14 protein-coding genes are annotated in these 16,826 nt (G+C 62.6%); 6 read left to right on the plus strand and 8 right to left on the minus strand.

Annotated elements, in window-relative coordinates; translation table 11 throughout:
* Nucleotides 1–44: 44 nt before the first annotated feature.
* From CXQ82_RS07705 to CXQ82_RS07715, 3 genes are all read right to left on the minus strand, one after another.
* On the minus strand, nucleotides 45–1,232 hold the full coding sequence (locus CXQ82_RS07705) for a cyanate transporter (RefSeq protein ID WP_101267627.1): 1,188 nt from the start codon (nucleotides 1,230–1,232) through the stop codon (nucleotides 45–47).
* Between the two features lie 1,007 nt (nucleotides 1,233–2,239).
* Nucleotides 2,240–3,682: an aldehyde dehydrogenase family protein gene (locus CXQ82_RS07710; RefSeq protein ID WP_101267629.1), complete on the minus strand. Its 1,443-nt coding sequence runs from the start codon at nucleotides 3,680–3,682 to the stop codon at nucleotides 2,240–2,242.
* Complete coding sequence (locus CXQ82_RS07715) at nucleotides 3,679–5,304, minus strand: 5-guanidino-2-oxopentanoate decarboxylase (protein WP_101267630.1); 1,626 nt, start codon at nucleotides 5,302–5,304, stop codon at nucleotides 3,679–3,681. The genes CXQ82_RS07710 and CXQ82_RS07715 overlap by 4 nt, the downstream gene beginning before the upstream one ends.
* A 112-nt stretch (nucleotides 5,305–5,416) precedes the next feature.
* Here CXQ82_RS07715 and CXQ82_RS07720 point away from each other — a divergent pair, with 112 nt between their 5' ends.
* Nucleotides 5,417–6,289, plus strand: coding sequence for a LysR substrate-binding domain-containing protein (locus CXQ82_RS07720; RefSeq protein WP_101267632.1), 873 nt, complete (start codon nucleotides 5,417–5,419; stop codon nucleotides 6,287–6,289).
* A gap of 136 nt (nucleotides 6,290–6,425) precedes the next feature.
* Here CXQ82_RS07720 and CXQ82_RS07725 read toward each other — a convergent pair whose 3' ends face one another.
* The gene (locus tag CXQ82_RS07725; protein WP_101273737.1) at nucleotides 6,426–7,040 is read right to left on the minus strand and encodes an NAD(P)-dependent oxidoreductase; all 615 of its coding nucleotides are present in this window, start codon (nucleotides 7,038–7,040) and stop codon (nucleotides 6,426–6,428) included.
* 33 nt (nucleotides 7,041–7,073) lie between these two features.
* A complete protein-coding gene (locus CXQ82_RS07730) occupies nucleotides 7,074–7,940 on the minus strand; it encodes an MBL fold metallo-hydrolase (protein ID WP_101267634.1) in 867 nt (288 codons plus the stop codon).
* Nucleotides 7,941–8,046: 106 nt separating this feature from the next.
* Between CXQ82_RS07730 and CXQ82_RS07735 the strand changes: the two genes are divergently transcribed.
* Both CXQ82_RS07735 and CXQ82_RS31390 read left to right on the plus strand, forming a co-directional pair.
* Nucleotides 8,047–8,952, plus strand: a complete 906-nt coding sequence (locus CXQ82_RS07735) for a LysR family transcriptional regulator (protein WP_101267636.1) — start codon at nucleotides 8,047–8,049, stop codon at nucleotides 8,950–8,952.
* Nucleotides 8,953–9,052: 100 nt separating this feature from the next.
* Nucleotides 9,053–9,229: a hypothetical protein gene (locus CXQ82_RS31390; protein WP_164445027.1), complete on the plus strand. Its 177-nt coding sequence runs from the start codon at nucleotides 9,053–9,055 to the stop codon at nucleotides 9,227–9,229.
* Here the strand turns inward: CXQ82_RS31390 and CXQ82_RS07745 are convergent.
* The gene (locus CXQ82_RS07745) at nucleotides 9,222–10,097 is read right to left on the minus strand and encodes a helix-turn-helix domain-containing protein (RefSeq protein ID WP_101267640.1); all 876 of its coding nucleotides are present in this window, start codon (nucleotides 10,095–10,097) and stop codon (nucleotides 9,222–9,224) included. The two genes, CXQ82_RS31390 and CXQ82_RS07745, sit on opposite strands and share 8 nt — an antisense overlap.
* 189 nt (nucleotides 10,098–10,286) lie before the next feature.
* Here CXQ82_RS07745 and pobA point away from each other — a divergent pair, with 189 nt between their 5' ends.
* Nucleotides 10,287–11,471 (plus strand): 4-hydroxybenzoate 3-monooxygenase, encoded by a 1,185-nt coding sequence (gene pobA, locus CXQ82_RS07750; protein WP_177409947.1) that lies wholly within the window; start codon nucleotides 10,287–10,289, stop codon nucleotides 11,469–11,471.
* 66 nt (nucleotides 11,472–11,537) lie between these two features.
* Nucleotides 11,538–13,055: an MDR family MFS transporter gene (locus CXQ82_RS07755; RefSeq protein WP_101273738.1), complete on the plus strand. Its 1,518-nt coding sequence runs from the start codon at nucleotides 11,538–11,540 to the stop codon at nucleotides 13,053–13,055.
* A 74-nt stretch (nucleotides 13,056–13,129) separates the two neighbouring features.
* Here the strand turns inward: CXQ82_RS07755 and CXQ82_RS07760 are convergent, their stop codons facing one another.
* Together CXQ82_RS07760 and CXQ82_RS07765 are read right to left on the minus strand one after the other, a co-directional pair.
* A complete protein-coding gene (locus tag CXQ82_RS07760) occupies nucleotides 13,130–13,969 on the minus strand; it encodes a cache domain-containing protein (RefSeq protein ID WP_101267644.1) in 840 nt (279 codons plus the stop codon).
* Between the two features lie 50 nt (nucleotides 13,970–14,019).
* The gene (locus tag CXQ82_RS07765) at nucleotides 14,020–14,793 is read right to left on the minus strand and encodes a transporter substrate-binding domain-containing protein (RefSeq protein WP_101267646.1); all 774 of its coding nucleotides are present in this window, start codon (nucleotides 14,791–14,793) and stop codon (nucleotides 14,020–14,022) included.
* A gap of 364 nt (nucleotides 14,794–15,157) precedes the next feature.
* Here CXQ82_RS07765 and CXQ82_RS07770 point away from each other — a divergent pair, with 364 nt between their 5' ends.
* The gene (locus CXQ82_RS07770) at nucleotides 15,158–16,528 is read left to right on the plus strand and encodes a glutamine synthetase family protein (RefSeq protein ID WP_101267647.1); all 1,371 of its coding nucleotides are present in this window, start codon (nucleotides 15,158–15,160) and stop codon (nucleotides 16,526–16,528) included.
* Nucleotides 16,529–16,826: the final 298 nt, after the last annotated feature.

Raw genomic sequence — 16,826 nt, forward strand, 5'->3', positions numbered from 1 at the left:
TTTTCTATTTTAGGTGTGGGACAAATACTGTTTGCAACGCGACGTCAGCGAATATGCCGTGCGTAATGCGCTGGGTTGAAGCGTGTGAGGATCAGCAGCATCACCACGACTACGGCGGTCAGTGACCACCAGGCCCATTCGAAGCTGCCAAGCCTGTCACGGATCATCCCCGCGATAAGTGGCGACAGGCCAGCGATCAGGTAGCCGATGCCTTGCACGAAGGCGGTCAGGCCACCGGCACGGCGAGGGTTGTCCAGGTGGTCGAGGGACAGGATCAGGCTCATGGGGAACAGCCCGCCGATACCCAGGCCGAGCAGGCACGGCCATAGCAAACTCAGGTGTTGCGGTAAAAGAATCAGGCCGCAGAACCCGAGAATGATCAGCACCAGCAGCACTGCGACCACACCGCGTTTATCCCGGCGACGGTTGGCGATGGCCGGGGTGACCAGGCCGGACACCACTTCCATTGCGGTCAGGAATCCCAGCAGCAAACCGGCGTTCTGTTCGCTCCAGCCTTGCTCCACATAATACGGCGCCAGCCACGCCAGCACGCAGGTGTAGGACGCGGTGCCAAGGCCAAAAAAGATCGCCAGCAACCAGGCGCGACGATTGCCGAAAAACCCCTCGTGCGCGCCGCCACCCGCATTCGGCAAGGGTGGCAGCACCGCGCGTTGGGCGTACCAGAACACCAGGGCCAGCAACGCGAGCGCGGCCCAGATCGCCAGGCCGATGCGCCAACTGCTGGTGTGTACCTGCACGAACGGCGAAAAGGACGCGGCCAACGCCGCGCCGCCCATGATGGCCGTGACGTACAGCCCCATGAACAGCGAAACGTTGTCGCTGAAGCGCGATTTGATCAGCGCCGGCATCAACGCCTGGATCATCGCAATCCCCACGCCGGCCGCGATGGCGCTGACAATCAATTCCAGCGCCGAATCCAGAAACAACCGCGACAGCGTGGCCACGCCAATCACCAGCAACGACACCACAATGCTGCGGTGCTCGCCAACACGCTTGGACAGGCCCATGCCGAAAAACATCGCCAAGCCCATGGCCATTACCGGCAGCATGGTCAGCAACGCCGCGCTGCTGAAACTCAACGGCACGTCGGCGCGGATCGACGACAGCAGCGGCCCCACGGCGGCCATCGACGGACGCAGGTTAAGCGCGACGAGTACCACGCTGATCATCAGCCAGAGGGCGGTGGTGGGTTTTGCGTGAACGGTTTCCATGGGCAAGCCTTGAATGAACAAGGGCGAATCAGGCCATGGGCGGGGGAGAGGGGCAAATCAGAAAGTCGCAGGGGGTATCTAAAAAATACAGATCACTGCCAGCGGGCGTGTGTGGCTAAGAGGCTTTTTGTGGCGAGCGGGCTTGCCCGCGTTGGGCTGCGAAGCAGCCCTAAAAACCATACGAAGAGGAATGTCTGATGCACCGTATTCCTCTGCACTGGGGCCGCTTCGCGTCCCAACGCGGGCAAGCCCGCTCGCCACGAAAAACTGGCTGTGACAAAAAAACCAGTTGCCACACAAGCTAAAAAATACAGATCACTGCCAGCGGACGTGTGTGGCTAAGAGGCTTTTTGTGGCGAGCGGGCTTGCCCGCGTTGGGCTGCGAAGCAGCCCTAAAAACCATACGAAGAGGAATGACTGATGCACCGTATTCCTCTGCACTGGGGCCGCTTCGCGCCCCAGCGCGGGCAAGCCCGCTCGCCACGAAAAACTGGCTGAAAAAAAACCAGTTGCCACACAAGCTAAAAAATACAGATCACTGCCAGCGGGCGTGTGTGGCTAAGAGGCTTTTTGTGGCGAGCGGGCTTGCCCGCGTTGGGCTGCGAAGCAGCCCTAAAAACCATACGAAGAGGAATGACTGATGCACCGTGTTCCTCTGCACTGGGGCCGCTTCGCGCCCCAACGCGGGCAAGCCCGCTCGCCACGAAAAACTGGCTGTGACAAAAAAACCAGTTGCCACACAAGCTAAAAAATACAGATCACTGCCAGCGGGCGTGTGTGGCTAAGAGGCTTTTTGTGGCGAGCGGGCTTGCCCGCGTTGGGCTGCGAAGCAGCCCTAAAAACCATACGAAGAGGAATGACTGATGCACCGTGTTCCTCTGCACTGGGGCCGCTTCGCGCCCCAGCGCGGGCAAGCCCGCTCGCCACGAAAAACTGGCTGCCACAAAAAACCAGTTGCCACAAAAAACCAGTTGCCACACAAGCCCAGTTGCGACAAAACGAGGTGATCAGTTTGCCCGGATCACATGCTTGATCTCCTGAAACGCCGCCAGCCCCCACGGGCCCAGCTCACGGCCGAGGCTGCTTTGCTTGTAACCGCCCCACGCCGTCTGTGGGAAGATCACCTGCGGTGCGTTGATCCACACCAGGCCAGCTTGCAACGCGTTGGCTACGCGCTCGGCAGTTTCGGTATCGGCGCTGACCACGCTCGCCACCAGGCCGAAATCGCTGTCGTTGGCCAGGGCGATGGCCTCGGCCTCTGTGGCAAAGCGTCGTACACACAGCACCGGGCCGAAGATTTCTTCGTTCCACAATGCGCTGTCCAACGGCACATCGGTGAACACGGTGGGGCGGATGAAATAGCCCTGTGCCAGGTCTGCCGGGCGCTCACCGCCACACAGCAACCGCGCGCCATCCTGCACACCACGCTGGATATGCCCGAGCACCCGTTGATACTGCGCACGGTTGATCAGCGCGCCCATTTCCACGTCTTCGGCGAACGGGTCCGCCACGCGAATTCCTTCAGCCCGCGCCTGCAAACGCTGTAGGAATTCAGTCGCGAGGCTGTCAGCCACCAGCACACGGCTGGTGGCTGAACAGATTTGCCCAGCGTTGAAAAAGCCCCCGCCACACGCCAGCTCTACCGCCAGGTCGAGGTCGGCATCCGCCAGCACCAGCAGCGAAGATTTACCGCCCAACTCCAGGCTCACGCCCTTGATGGTTTCGGCGGCGCGTTGCATCACCTGCACCCCCACGGCGTTGCTGCCGGTGAAGGAAATCTTGGCCACACGCGGGTCTGCGGCCAGCGGTGCACCCACCGCCAACCCGGTGCCGCAGACCAGATTGAACACGCCGGCCGGGAAGCCCGCGTCGGCAATGATTTGCGCCAATTGCAGCTCCGCCAAGGGCGTGACTTCCGACGGTTTCAGCACCACGCAGCAACCGGCGGCGAGGGCCGGGGCGAGTTTCCACGCGGTGGTTACCATCGGGAAATTCCACGGCACGATCAGACCCACCACGCCGCACGGCTCGCGGCGCAGGCGTGCGCTGAACTCCTCGCTGGGCAGCGCGACCGGGCTGTCCTGCCCGGCGTCCATGCCTTCGGCGACGGCGGCGTAGTATTCGAAGGTGGCGATCACGTCGTCGACATCGATGCCCGCTTCAAACAGCGGCTTGCCGTTGTTGCTCGACTGCACGTGCATCAACTGTTCGCGCTGTTCACTCACACCCTGGGCGACCTTGCGCAACAGCGCGCCGCGATCACGCCCGGTGCTTTTGGACCAGTCGGCAAAGGCTGCACTGGCCGCGTCGACTGCCTGGGTCACGGCGCCGGCATCACCGACGCTGACCTCGGCCAAGGCTTGCTCGGTGGCCGGGTTGATGACCTCCAGCACCGCATGGCCGGCACGCCATGCGCCATTGATATACACACCGTTCAACACTGCGTTCATACCGCCACCTCTTGCATCCAGAGCCCTTGGTCAATTTCAATCAGCGTCGGTCCCTGGCGATCAGCGGCGCTGCGCAAGGCAATGCGTAACTGCGCAACGCTGTGGACGCTTTCGGCAGCAGCTCCGAGGGCCTTGGCCACCCCGATAAAGTCCGGCGTGTAGATGTCCACGCCCACCGGTTCGATGGCGCGGTTGAGCATGTATTTCTTGATCTCTTCATAGCCCTGGTTATTCCACAGCAGCACGATGATCGGCGTGCGCGCCTCCACCGCGCTGGCCAGTTCCGGCAAGGTGAATTGCAACCCGCCATCGCCGATCAGGCACACCACCGGTTGCCCATCGCCACGCCCCAGCCAGGCGCCGATGGCGGCGGGCAGGGCGTAGCCCAAGGTGCCGTAGCCGGTGGAAGAGTTGAACCAGCGGCGCGGGTGGTCGAGGTTCAGGGTCAGGTTGCCGCTGTACACCGGCTGGGTCGAGTCACCCACCAGCACGGCGCCGGGCAGTTGCTCCAAAATGGTGTTGAGGAACAGCGTTTGCGCGCGGGTGGCGGCGTCCCAGGTGGGCGCCAGGTCCGCCCACAGACGCGCGACACGCTGGGCTCCCCATTGCGCATCGCGGGTGGCCAAGGGCGTGCTGCTCAACTCGGCCAGCAAGGCCTCGGCGGCAATCTGCGCGTCAGCCACCAGCGCGACCTGCGGCGGGTAGTTACGCACGGTCTGGTCCGCGTCGATATCGATGCGCAGCAATGCGCCGGGGATTTCAAAGCCGCCGGCGAAGGTGACGTCGTAGTCGGTTTCTGCCAGCTCGGTGCCGATCGCCAGCACCACGTCGGCTTCGGCCACCAGCGCGCGTGTGGCCAGCAGCGTTTGGGTCGAGCCGATCAGCAGCGGGTGATCACCAGGCAGCATGCCCTTGGCGTTGATGGTCAGGGCCACCGGGGCGCCAAGGGTTTCGGCCAGGCGGGTCAGCGCGGGGGCGGCATCAATGGCGCCGCCACCGGCCAGGATCAGCGGGCGCTTGGCGGCTGCCAGCAACTGGCTCATCTGCTTCACCGCAGACGGCGCGGCACCGGCGCGGGCCACGCTGACCGGCTCACTGCCGAGCAGTGCGTCGGCGTTTTCCACCAGCACATCCAACGGGATCTCAATATGCACCGGGCGCGGTCGGCCGGCCTGGAACAGCGCAAATGCACGCGCCAGCACGCCCGGCAACTCCGCCGCCGACATCAGGGTATGGGAGAACGCCGCCACCCCGGCCATCATCGCGCCCTGGTTCGGCAGCTCATGCAGCTTGCCGCGCCCGCCGCCCAACTGGCTGCGCGATTGCACGCTGGAAATCACCAGCATCGGGATCGAGTCGGCGTAGGCCTGGCCCATGGCCGTGGTGATATTGGTCATGCCGGGGCCGGTGATGATGAAGCACACGCCCGGTTTGCCGCTGGTGCGCGCGTAACCGTCGGCCATAAAGCCGGCGCCCTGTTCGTGGCGCGGGGTGACGTGGCGGATGCTGGACCGGGCCAGGCCGCGATACAGCTCCACGGTGTGCACGCCGGGGATGCCGAACACCTGGTCCACGCCGTAGCTTTCCAGGAGGTTGACCAATACTTCGCCGCAGGTCGCCATACATGTCGCTCTTGTTATTGATTCGAGGCGCTATTGGAGCGGCTGGCCGGTAGCGGCAACAATCGATAAAAAGTCATACTAGCCATGTCTTCACGTCATGGCTCATGCCCGTATGAAACGCCTTCCGCCACTGCCTGCGCTGCACACCTTTTGGGTCACGGCCCAGTGCTGCAACTTCACCCGTGCCGCCGAGCAACTGCACATCACCCAGGGCGCCGTGAGCCGTCAGATCGCCGGGTTGGAAAGCCATCTGGGCTACGCCTTGTTCCAGCGCCAGGCGCGGGGCTTGAGCCTGACCGAAGAAGGCCGCGAATGGTCGCTGCGCACGCAGCAGGTATTCGGCCTGATCGTCGACGCGGTAGAGCAGATCGGCGGCCGCCGCGAAACCCTGCAACTCAAGGCCTCCACCTGCGTGATGCGCTGGCTGCTGCCGCGCCTGATGGAGTGGCAACGCGAGCGGCCGGACGTGCCGGTGGAACTCACCACCACCGTGGCCTACACCGTGGATTTTCGCCGCGAGCCGTTCGACGCGGCGGTGATCTACGCGCCTATCGCTGAGCAGTCGGCCGAGGCCCGGCATCTGTTTGATGAGCAACTCACGCCGGTCTGTGCGCCAGGCCTGCTTGGGCGTTTGCGCACACCGTCGGATTTGCAGCAACAGGTGCTGCTGCACCCCACGCGGGATGAGCGGGATTGGGCGTTGTGGCTGAAGGCGGCTAATGCGCGGCTGAGCAATATGGCCCAGGGGCATCATTTTGAAACGCTGGATTTGGCCATGACCGTGGCGTCGCAAGGTTCCGGTGTGGCGATTGGGGATAGTGCACTGATCGGCGAGGATTTGCAGGCGGGGCGGTTGGCTACGCCGTTTGAACTAAGGGTGCCGACGGGGATGGGCTATTACCTGGTGTACCCGCCGGGTACCGAGCCTTCGCCAGGGCTGGAGGCCCTGATGAACTGGCTCGTCAGCCAGGCGCAACAGCCCTGACACCGAAGATCAAAATGTGGGAGGGGGCTTGCCCCCGATGGCTGTGGGTCAGTCAAAGATGCTCCAACTGAACCACCGCCATCGGGGGCAAGTCGAATCGTCGCACCGCCCCTCCCACATTTTTGACCGCGTTGGGTCAGTAACCCACGGTGAAGCGTTGGCGGGAATGCTTCGGCGTTTCGACTTCATCGATCAGGGCGATGGCATAGTCGGCAAAACTGATCCAGCTCCGACCTTTGCTGCTGATCAACAAATGGTCGTGGCCCAAACGGAAATCTTCAGTACGTGCTTCTTCAACGAACTCCGCTGATGGCGAAAGAAAGGACCAATCCAAGTCTTTTTCCTGGCGCAATTTTTCGAGAAACTCACTGCCGGCGCTGGCTTCTTTGCGGTATTCCTCAGGGAAACCGGCACTGTCGATGACTCTTTCTCCGGTGGGCAATAAGAGCGAACCCGCGCCGCCCACCACCAGCAAGCGCTTCACCCCGGCATTTTTCACCGGGCCAATAATTGCCTCGGCGGGCACCGTGGCAAAGTGCGCCGCACTGATCACCACATCACTGCCACTGATGGCCTGTTGCAGCGCGTCAGCATCCAGCGCATCGACCTGTTTAACCGTCACACCCGGCTTCACATCAATCGATTCAATATTGCGCGCGATAGCCACAACGCTATGCCCACGACGCAACGCTTCTTCCAGCAGTTGGCTACCCGCGCGGCCGGTGGCACCAATAATTGCGAGCTTGCTCATGATCTTCTCCAGTTCGTCAGGGTTTAAAACCATTCACCACTTCATTTCGCCCTTGGCGACTTTGGCACTCAGTTCCAGCGAGCTTTCGTCGGCGAGTGTGGGGTAACGCTTTTTCATCGCCGCGATCAGCTCAGCGGAGTTCTTGGCCTTGTGGGCTTCATCGTCGAAGGCCTGGATGTAATCGGAGGTAAACACCACGGATTCAAGGGTCGGCGTGCCCAGGTAGTGGCCCGGCACCACCGTGCGCGGCTTCAGGTTCTCGATGCGTTGCAGGGTGGCCAGCCAATCCTTGTGGGATTTGGCGGTTTGGGTGTCGGCCATCCACAGGTGAATGTTTTCCGAGACCACCACACCCCCGACCACTGCCTTGATCGACGGGATCCACACAAAGCTGCGATCCGGCTGTGGGCCGTCCAGGCCGATCACCTCAAGTTGCTGGCCTTCCAGGCTCAGGCTGGCGCCTTGCAGTACCTGCGGCACGATGGTTTTAGCGGGTTTGTCGGCGCCCATTTTGGGGCCCCAGAACGCGAGCTTGGCGGCCACGGTGGCGTTGATATGGTCGACCACCGGTTGGGGCGCCAGCACCTTGGCGTCGGGGAAAGCGGCGGTCAGGGTGTCGAGGCCGAAGTAGTAGTCCGGGTCGCCATGGCTGATGTAGATGGTGGTCAGGTGCTTGCCGCTGGCGCGGATCTTCTGCACCAACTGTTCGGCCTGGCCCTTGCCGAATTGGGCGTCTACCAGGATCGCGTCCTTGGCGCCGCTGACCAGCACCGAGCTGACCGGGAAGATGGCTGCTTCGCCTGGGTTGTACACGTCGAGGGTCAGCTCGGCCGCGGCGGCATGGGCGGCAAAAGCCAGGGCGGCGGTGGCCAGGGTCAGGCGCTTGAGGGTCGAGAGCATCGGGGCAGTTCCAGCAGTGGTTGAAGGATGCACAGAGCTTAGTTGCACCAAACAAGACTAAAAATGCGATGCTGGAACATAGTTTGTTTCTAAAATCGGGCAAATCATGGACCGTCTTCAAGCAATGCGCGTGTTTGTCACGGTGGTGGACCTGGGCAGCCAGTCTGCCGCTGCCGACCATTTGGACCTGTCGCGCCCGGTGGTGTCGCGCTACCTGGCCGAGCTGGAAGACTGGGTGGGCGCGCGTTTGCTGCACCGCACCACGCGCAAGCTCAGCCTTACCGCGGCGGGCGGTGAAACCCTGCCGCGCTGTCGGCAACTGTTGGAGTTGTGCGGCGACATGCAGGCCGCCGTCAGCGAGCCGGATGACGCGCCCCGTGGGCTGCTGCGCCTGAGTGTCAGCACCTCGTTCGGCCAGGCGCAATTGGCCGAGGCCATCGCCGAGTATGTCAGGCGCTATCCGTTGGTCACGGTCGACATGCAGATGCTCGACCGCACGGTGAACCTGGTGGATGAACGCATCGACCTGGCCATCCGCACCAGCAATGACCTGGACCCCAACCTGATCGCCCGGCGCCTGACCGTCTGTCGCTCAGTGGTGTGTGCCACGCCGGCGTATCTGCTGGCGCACCCGGCCCCGCAGAAAGTCGAAGACCTGGCCCGACACAACTGCCTGACCCATTCCTACTTCGGCAAAAGCCTGTGGCATTTCGAAGAGAAGGGCGATCACGTGTCAGTGCCGGTGCACGGCAATATCACCGCCAACGAGGCCAGCACCTTGCTGCGCGTGACATTGGCCGGGGCCGGGGTGGCGATGCTGCCCAGTTACCAGGCCGGCGACTACATCCGCAGCGGCCAGCTGGTGCGCCTGCTGCCCGCTGCAGAACCCCGTCAGATGAACATCTACGCGGTCTACGCTTCGCGCAAGCACATGCCGTCGGCGCTGCGCAGCCTGCTGGATTTCCTGGTGCTGAGGTTTCCGGAAGAGCCCGTGTGGGACATCGATCTGTAAGGCGACATAAACCGGTTGAATGTCGTCCAATAATGGCAACTCGCCCTGGCTGGCCTATGCTTTAAACAGTAGCGTACAGATCCGCTCAGAGGTCTTTGCCATGGGCATCAAAACCAGAAAATACCTGATGATTTTCACCCTTTGCGCCTTGGCGAGTGCGCTGTATGGCACCGCCGCCTACCGCGTGGAGCAGACCCGTATGCAGCCGACCTTTGCGATCAGCTGCCATCAGGACCAATGCGTTCCCCATACCGGCAGTTTCAGTGCGCTCAGGTAGGCTGCTCGGCCTTTAACTGTTCGCGAAATGCCTTGGGCGAGAACCCGACCCGTCGGCGAAACAGCCGGGAGAAGTTGGTTGGGTCGGAAAACCCCAATACCTCCGACATTTCATTGATGGTCATGCTGGTGTAGGTCAGCAGGCGCTTGGCTTCCAGCAATTGGCGGTCATGCATGATCTGCAATGCAGGCTGCCCGCCCAATTCCCGACATGTGCCGTTCAGGTGTGAGACCGAGATGCCGAGCTTGTGGGCCAAGTCCTCAATTTTCGGGTGTTCACGGTAGTGCTGCTCGACCAGTTGGGTGAAGCGCCGGAAATACTCGCGCCCCCTCGGGGCCCGTGGGTGACGCCGCTGGATCGCCTGGCGGCTGATCCACACCAATAACACGCTGACCAGGGCGTGCATCATCATGTCCCGGGCGGGTTGCTCATCGGCGTATTCGTCCTGCAGGCGCGCGAACTGGCTATTGAGGTAGTCGCGGTCCTTGCCCGCCGGGTAGCTGCCGAGGGCCTGCAGGCCGTCCACGGCGGCGCCCAATTGGGCTTGCAAATGGCTGACCAGCGGCGCCGCCAGGGTTACCACGTAGCCTTCGACATCTTCCGAAAAACGGAACCCGTGCACACACAGCGGGGGTAATACCTGCAACGTGGCTTCGTTGAGCGTGGTGCGCTGGCCTTCGATTTCCAACTGTGCCTGGCCTTTGTGCACGTAGAGCAACTGGCACAGATCCGCGTGCCGGTGGGGCTGGATTTCCCACTGGTATTCCCGACTGCGCCGGGAAATGGTTTCACAGTGCAACAAATCGGGTGTCGGCCATTGCTGGCTTTCCCCGTAAAGCTTGAAGACCGGAATCGCGGTTTTGGTCATGATTTCAATCCAATAGCCAGGAGATTGGTGCGGTAATCGCCCCGATTGGCAAAAAGCGCAGGCTTTGGCGCAGTTTTCACCTTCTTATGCCGCTCACTCAAGTGAAAAATGTCAGCAACAACATCAATGACAACTCTTTCATTGAATCCGTTCGAGTGTAATTTGCGGGCCATAAAAATAATGAAAACGCTGAAAACCCAAGTCGCCATCATTGGCGCCGGTCCCTCCGGACTGTTGCTCGGCCAGCTGCTGCACAACGCCGGCATCCAAACCCTGATCCTTGAGCGCCAGAGCGCCGATTACGTGCAAGGCCGCATCCGCGCCGGGGTGCTGGAGCAAGGCATGGTCGACCTGCTGCGCGAGGCCGGCGTGAGCCAACGCATGGATGCCGAGGGCCTGGTGCATGACGGCTTCGAACTGGCGCTCAATGGCCAGCTCACGCATATCGACCTCAAAGCCTTGACCGGCGGCCAATCGGTGATGATCTACGGCCAGACCGAAGTCACCCGCGACCTGATGGCCGCCCGCGCCGCCGCTGGTGCCACCACCCTGTACGAGGCGTGCAACGTACAGCCTCACGACCTGAAAAGTGATCGGCCCTGGCTGACTTTCGAGCACGCGGGCGAGGCGTTTCGCCTGGACTGCGACTACATCGCCGGGTGCGACGGTTTCCACGGTATTGCCCGCCAGTCGATCCCGGCTGAATCGCTGAAGGTCTTCGAGCGCGTCTACCCGTTCGGCTGGCTGGGGATTCTTGCCGATACGCCGCCCATTCACCCGGAGTTGGTGTACGCCAAGCACCCGCGTGGCTTTGCCTTGTGCAGCATGCGTTCGCCGACCCGCAGCCGTTACTACCTGCAAGTGCCGGTCGACGAGGCGCTGGATGAATGGCCGGATGCACGCTTTTGGGATGAACTGAAAACCCGCCTGCCCAGCGATCTGGCAGAGCAGTTGGTGACCGGCCCGTCGATCGAAAAAAGCATCGCGCCGTTGCGCAGTTTTGTGGTGGAACCGATGCAGTACGGGCGCCTGTTCCTGCTGGGGGACGCCGCGCATATCGTGCCGCCTACCGGGGCCAAGGGCTTGAACCTGGCGGCCAGTGACGTGAGCACGCTATTTCGGATCTTGCTCAAGGTGTATCGCGAGGGGCGGGTGGAGTTGCTCGAGCGCTATTCCGCCATCTGCCTGCGCCGGGTGTGGAAGGCCGAGCGGTTCTCATGGTGGATGACCTCCATGCTGCACCAGTTTCCGCAGGCGGATGGTTTCAGCCAGCGTATTGCCCAGAGCGAACTGGAGTATTTCATCGGCTCCGAAGCCGGTCGCAGAACCATCGCGGAAAATTACGTCGGGCTTCCTTACGAAGCTATCGAATAGCCTGCTATCGTATCGAGCATTCCCGCGGGCTGCCTTTTCCTGCGGGCCTTGCTCGAAGGTTCTGCCGTGACTCAGCTCAATCAGCCCGCTGCACCGCTGCCCGCGGTGCGCAGTATTCTCGCCTCGTTGATGATGGCGATCTTCCTCGGCGCCTTGGACCAGACCATTGTCGCCGTGTCCATGCCGGCCATTTCCGCGCAATTCCATGACGTCAACCTGCTGGCCTGGGTGATCTCCGGCTATATGGTGGCGATGACGGTGGCAGTGCCGATTTACGGCAAGCTCGGCGATCTGTACGGGCGCCGGCCGATGATGTTGATCGGCATGGGCCTGTTCACCGTGGCGTCGCTGTTCTGCGGCATGGCCCAAAGCATGGAGCAACTGGTGCTGGCGCGGGTGCTGCAGGGCATCGGCGCCGGGGGGATGATCTCGGTGAGCCAGGCGATCATCGGCGATATCATCCCGCCCCGCGAGCGCGGGCGCTACCAGGGGTATTTCAGCGGCATGTACGCGGTGGCCAGCGTGGCCGGGCCGGTATTGGGCGGCTATATGACCGAGTACTTGTCGTGGCGCTGGGTGTTCCTGATCAACCTGCCCTTGGGCGCCGGTGCCTGGTATGTGGCCCATCGCACGCTGGTGGGGCTGCCGGTGCCGCAGCGCAAGCCGATCATCGATTACCTCGGCACGGTGCTGATGATTATCGGCCTGAGCGCCTTGTTGCTGGGCATCACCGAAATCGGCCAGGGGCATCATTGGCGTGATGATGAAGTGCTGGGGTTGTTGGCGTGCGCGTTGGTGGCCTTGAGCCTGTTTGTCTGGCACGAGCGCCGCGCACGCGAGCCCTTGCTGCCGATGCACCTGTTTGCCAACCGCAGTGCGGTGCTGTGTTGGTGCACGGTATTTTTCACCAGCTTCCAGGCGATTTCCCTGACGGTGCTGATGCCGCTGCGCTTTCAGACGGTTACCGGTGGCGGTGCCGACAGCGCCGCCTTGCATTTGCTGCCCCTGGCGATGGGCTTGCCCATGGGCGCGTATTCCGCCGGGCGCATGACCTCGGTGACCGGGCGCTATAAACCGATGATCCTTTCTGGCGCGTTGCTAAGCCCGCTGGCGATCCTTGGCATGGCCTTCAGCGCGCCCCAGGATGTGCTGCTGACCGGCGTGTTCATGTTGCTGTGCGGGATCGCCGCCGGCATGCAGTTCCCCACCTCCCTGGTGGGGTCGCAAAACTCGGTGGAACAACGCGACATCGGTGTCGCCACCAGTACCACCAACCTGTTTCGTTCCCTTGGTGGCGCGGTGGGGGTGGCGTGCATGTCGGCGTTGCTGCTGGCGCTGTTGCAGGATTCCAGCTTCGCCCACTTGGCCAGTGGTGCGCTGGTGGCCGAAGGCAGTTCCGGCAACGTGTTGCTCGATGGCCTGAACGCCGCCCCGGGCCCAGCGCAGGATGCCCTGCGCGGGGAGTTGGGGGTCACGTTCCGGCATTTGCTGATGGTCAGCGCGGCGGTATCGCTGCTGGGGCTGGCGGCGGCAATTGCGATGCCGAATCGGGTGCTGCGCGGCCGTGAAGACAAGGCCAAATAACTGACAAGATAGAGATCAAAAGGTGGGAGGAGGCTTGCCCACTCCCACCTTTGATTACACTTCAGTCCATTGGCTTAGGGGCTGTAGTACCCGACCGCTACCATGAAATGCCCGACCTTGCGCACATAGGCATGCTTGTTCTCGACCTTGTCGGTCACCGGGTTTTTCCAGCGGTATTTGTACTCACCCTGGTCCTGCTCGGCCAACAGCTTGAGGATCGGCTCGCCCACCGGTTTGCCGTCGGGGTCCTTGATCTTGCTGAAGTCGGTGTTGATCAGCCGCAGGTTGGTGCCGTGGGCCACGTAGCGCTGGGTGTTGAGGTCCACCACGAACACATAGAGGTCATCCTGCAGGAAACCACCCTGCAATGAGTTGATGGCCTTGAGCGTGCCGGCCTCATCCTTGAGCAGCGCGGTGGCCGCCTTGTTGCGCAGGGCCCGGGCTTGTTCCGGGGTGGCCCGTGGCAGGTAATAACCGACGGCCACGATGCGCTCGCCCACCCGCTGGTAGAACACATGCTTGCGCTCGACCTTGCCGTCGTTCCAGTTCTGCCAGCGGTAGTCGGCCTGCTGGATGCCCTGGCCTTCCGGCACATCAAGTGCGGCCTGGAATGATTCGCGCAGATCCGGCCCGAGCACTTCGTTGACATCCCGGCCGATCAGCGCGGAGGAGGGGCCGCCACTGGCCAGCAGCACGCCGTGGGTATCCACCACAAATACGTAGCGGTCGTGGTCGACAAACTCGCCCTGGCGGCTGAACGCGGCGAACGCCTTGTCGCCATTGCTCTGGTAATAAGCCAGGGCTTTTTCGAGCAAGGCCTTGGCCGCCTCGGCGTCCTTATCCTCGGTGGTTGCGGCATGCACCTGGCTGAAACACAACAGCAGCAGCCAGCTGATTCGCAGCATTGCCTTCATGGTCCATCCCTCGTTGTTATAAGTGTGACCAGAGCGTAGACGGCCCTGGCTCAGGGCGCTGCCAACCATTGGTTGACGATGCCGTCGTATACCCCGGTGGCAACGCTCAGGTGCAGCCATTGGTCGACGTAGCTTTTCCATGCCACGTCATCGCGTGGCAGCAGGAAGGCCTTTTCGCTGTATTGCATTTGCCGGTCCGGGTTGACCGCGCACAGCCCAGGCTTGAGCTTCTGCTGGTAACGCGCCTCGCTGGCATCGGTGATCATCACATCGGCCTTGCCCGCCAGCAATTCGTCAAAGATCGTGACATTGTCATGCAGGCGGATCTGCGCCTGGCCCAGGTGGGCGCGGGCAAATACCTCATTGGTGCCGCCCGCCGGTTCGATGACACGCACCTGCGGCTGGTTGATCTGCTCGACGGTCTGATAGCGCTGCACATCGGCGCAGCGCACCAGCGGAATCTTGCCGTCCACCCCGAGGGTCTGGCTGAAGAAGGCTTTTTTCTGGCGCTCCAGGGACACCGAAATACCGCCCACGGCAATGTCACAGCGCTGGGCGAGGAAGTCCGGCATCAGGGTTTTCCAGGTCGTGGGCACCCAGGCGATCTTGGCGTTGAGGCTCTTGGCCAGGGACTCGGCCATGGCGATGTCGATGCCTTCATAGCTGCCGTCGGAGCGCAGCGACGTGTAGGGCTTGTAGTCGCCGGTAGTGCAGACGGTGAGCGTGCCACGGGCAAGCACCGCGTCAAGGCGCGAGGGGGCGGTGTCTGCCAGGGCGGAGGTGGCCAGGCTCGCCAGTACGCACAGGGTTATTGTTGTTTTCATGCGGTCGAATCCTTGGAGCATGTCGGGCGGTCATTATTTCCAGCGCGGGGCAGGGTGGCAAGGCGGCGTGAATGTTTAGTCAAACCGCAACCAAACTCCGCCAACCCTGAATTTAATCGCCTATCCCGGCGTGTGACGCTGCCGGTACCTACTTCAATGTGATCCCCGCATGGACGGCTGCTCCGATACACATCCCGCGCTACTGCCGTCCGCGCTGGCCTTCTGGGCGCTGTTCCACTGCCGACATGCGCGCCCACCAGACTCCTGCCTCCTACGTTGATCTGCCCCATGGATGACGCGCACCTGTGCGCATCTGCCCGGCGGCGCCGGCGCGCCTGCCTGACGCAAACGTATGAGAAAGCCCATGAGTGTTTTTGCCAGCCTGCATGAAGCCCAGTCCTTCCTTGAGCAAAACCCGGACATTGAGATGTTCGAGCTGTTTATCCTCGACAACAACGGTGTGCCACGCGGCAAGTTATTGCACCGCGACGAGTTACTGGCGGTGTATGCCAGCGGCCGGCCGTTGCCCAGCACTATCCTTGGCCTGACCATTAATGGCGATGACGTGGAAAACTCCGGGCTGGTGTGGGAGGTGGGCGATATCGACTGCCGCGCCTACCCGATCAGCGGCAGTTTGCAGCGCATGCCGTGGCGCCTTATCCCCACGGCGGCGGTGCAAGTCAGCATGCACCCCAGCGAGGGCTTGCCCGCCACCGTGGCTGACCCCCGGCACCTGCTGGCAAAGGTAATCGAAGGGCTGCAGGCCGACGGTTATTACCCGGTGATGGCGGCGGAGCTGGAGTTCTACCTGCTCGACCAGAAGCCCGACAGCAACGGCCGCCCGCAACCGGCACGGGATGTGGACGGCGGGCGGCCACGCTCGACCCAGGTGTACGGCCTGCGCGAACTGGAGCAGATCGAGCCGTTCCTCGCCGACCTTTACAGCGCCTGCAAACTGCAAGGCATCCCGGCACGCACGGCGATTTCCGAATACGCCCCGGGCCAGGTGGAAATCACCCTGGAGCATCGCGCCGATGCGTTGCAGGCGATGGATGAAGCGGTGCGCTACAAACGCCTGGTCAAGGGCGTGGCGCACAAGCACGGGATGACCGCCTGCTTCATGGCCAAGCCGTTCGACGACCTGGCGGGCACCGGCATGCATATGCACGTGAGCCTGGCGGATGCCGAGGGCAACAACCTGTTCGCCAGCGCAGCCGCCGACGGCACGCCGCTGCTGCGCCAAGCAGTGGGGGGCATGCTCAGCACCTTGCTGGATGCGTTGCTGATGTTCTGCCCCAATGCCAACTCTTACCGGCGTTTCCAGACCAACAGCTATGCGCCGCTGGCCGCCACCTGGGGCGTCGACAACCGCACCGTCAGCCTGCGCGTGCCTGGCGGCCCGGCCAACTCGCGGCATATCGAGCACCGCATCTGCGGCGCCGACGCCAACCCCTACCTGGCGGCGGCGGCGATCCTCGCGGGTATACACCGGGGCATCCGCGAACAACGCGACCCCGGCGCCCCGGTGGAGGGCAACGGCTACGCCCAGGCCAAGGAGTTGCTGCCTACCGACTGGCTCACCACCCTGCGTGCGCTGGAAGGTTCGAGCTGGGCGCGGGAGGCGTTCGGCAGTGAGTTCCTGGGTGTGTACCTGGCGGTAAAACGTGCTGAATACCGCCAGTTCATGGGCGAGGTGGGTGAGCAGGATTGGCGCTGGTACCTGCATCAGGCGTGAGTGGACGGTGGGCCTGTTGTAGTGAGCGGGCTCGTTGTGGCGAGCGGGCTTGTTGTGGCGAGCGGGCTTGCCCGCGTTGGGTGGCGGAGCCGCCCCAATCAGGCCGCCCCACCCGTTCAGACAGAAATGCGGTGAATGGTTTTAGGGCCGCTTCGCGCCCCAACGCGGGCAAGCCCGCTCGCCACAACAAGCCTGCTAGTTACAACAAGCCTGCTAGCCACAAAGAGCCCGCTAGCCGCAAGAAGCCCACTCACTGCAACAAGCCCGCCGGCCACAATATGCCTGGGGTGAAGCTTTC

This window comes from Pseudomonas sp. S09G 359 (assembly GCF_002843605.1).
In the GTDB taxonomy this organism is placed as follows: Bacteria; Pseudomonadota; Gammaproteobacteria; order Pseudomonadales; family Pseudomonadaceae; genus Aquipseudomonas.

Coding starts and splice junctions, on each gene's coding strand:
- CXQ82_RS07705 (WP_101267627.1), bottom strand. CDS start 1,232: ATGGAAACCGTTCACGCAAAACCCACCACCGCCCTCTGGCTGATGATC.
- CXQ82_RS07710 (WP_101267629.1), bottom strand. CDS start 3,682: ATGAACGCAGTGTTGAACGGTGTGTATATCAATGGCGCATGGCGTGCC.
- CXQ82_RS07715 (WP_101267630.1), bottom strand. CDS start 5,304: ATGGCGACCTGCGGCGAAGTATTGGTCAACCTCCTGGAAAGCTACGGC.
- CXQ82_RS07720 (WP_101267632.1), top strand. CDS start 5,417: ATGAAACGCCTTCCGCCACTGCCTGCGCTGCACACCTTTTGGGTCACG.
- CXQ82_RS07725 (WP_101273737.1), bottom strand. CDS start 7,040: ATGAGCAAGCTCGCAATTATTGGTGCCACCGGCCGCGCGGGTAGCCAA.
- CXQ82_RS07730 (WP_101267634.1), bottom strand. CDS start 7,940: ATGCTCTCGACCCTCAAGCGCCTGACCCTGGCCACCGCCGCCCTGGCT.
- CXQ82_RS07735 (WP_101267636.1), top strand. CDS start 8,047: ATGGACCGTCTTCAAGCAATGCGCGTGTTTGTCACGGTGGTGGACCTG.
- CXQ82_RS31390 (WP_164445027.1), top strand. CDS start 9,053: ATGGGCATCAAAACCAGAAAATACCTGATGATTTTCACCCTTTGCGCC.
- CXQ82_RS07745 (WP_101267640.1), bottom strand. CDS start 10,097: ATGACCAAAACCGCGATTCCGGTCTTCAAGCTTTACGGGGAAAGCCAG.
- CXQ82_RS07760 (WP_101267644.1), bottom strand. CDS start 13,969: ATGAAGGCAATGCTGCGAATCAGCTGGCTGCTGCTGTTGTGTTTCAGC.
- CXQ82_RS07765 (WP_101267646.1), bottom strand. CDS start 14,793: ATGAAAACAACAATAACCCTGTGCGTACTGGCGAGCCTGGCCACCTCC.
- CXQ82_RS07770 (WP_101267647.1), top strand. CDS start 15,158: ATGAGTGTTTTTGCCAGCCTGCATGAAGCCCAGTCCTTCCTTGAGCAA.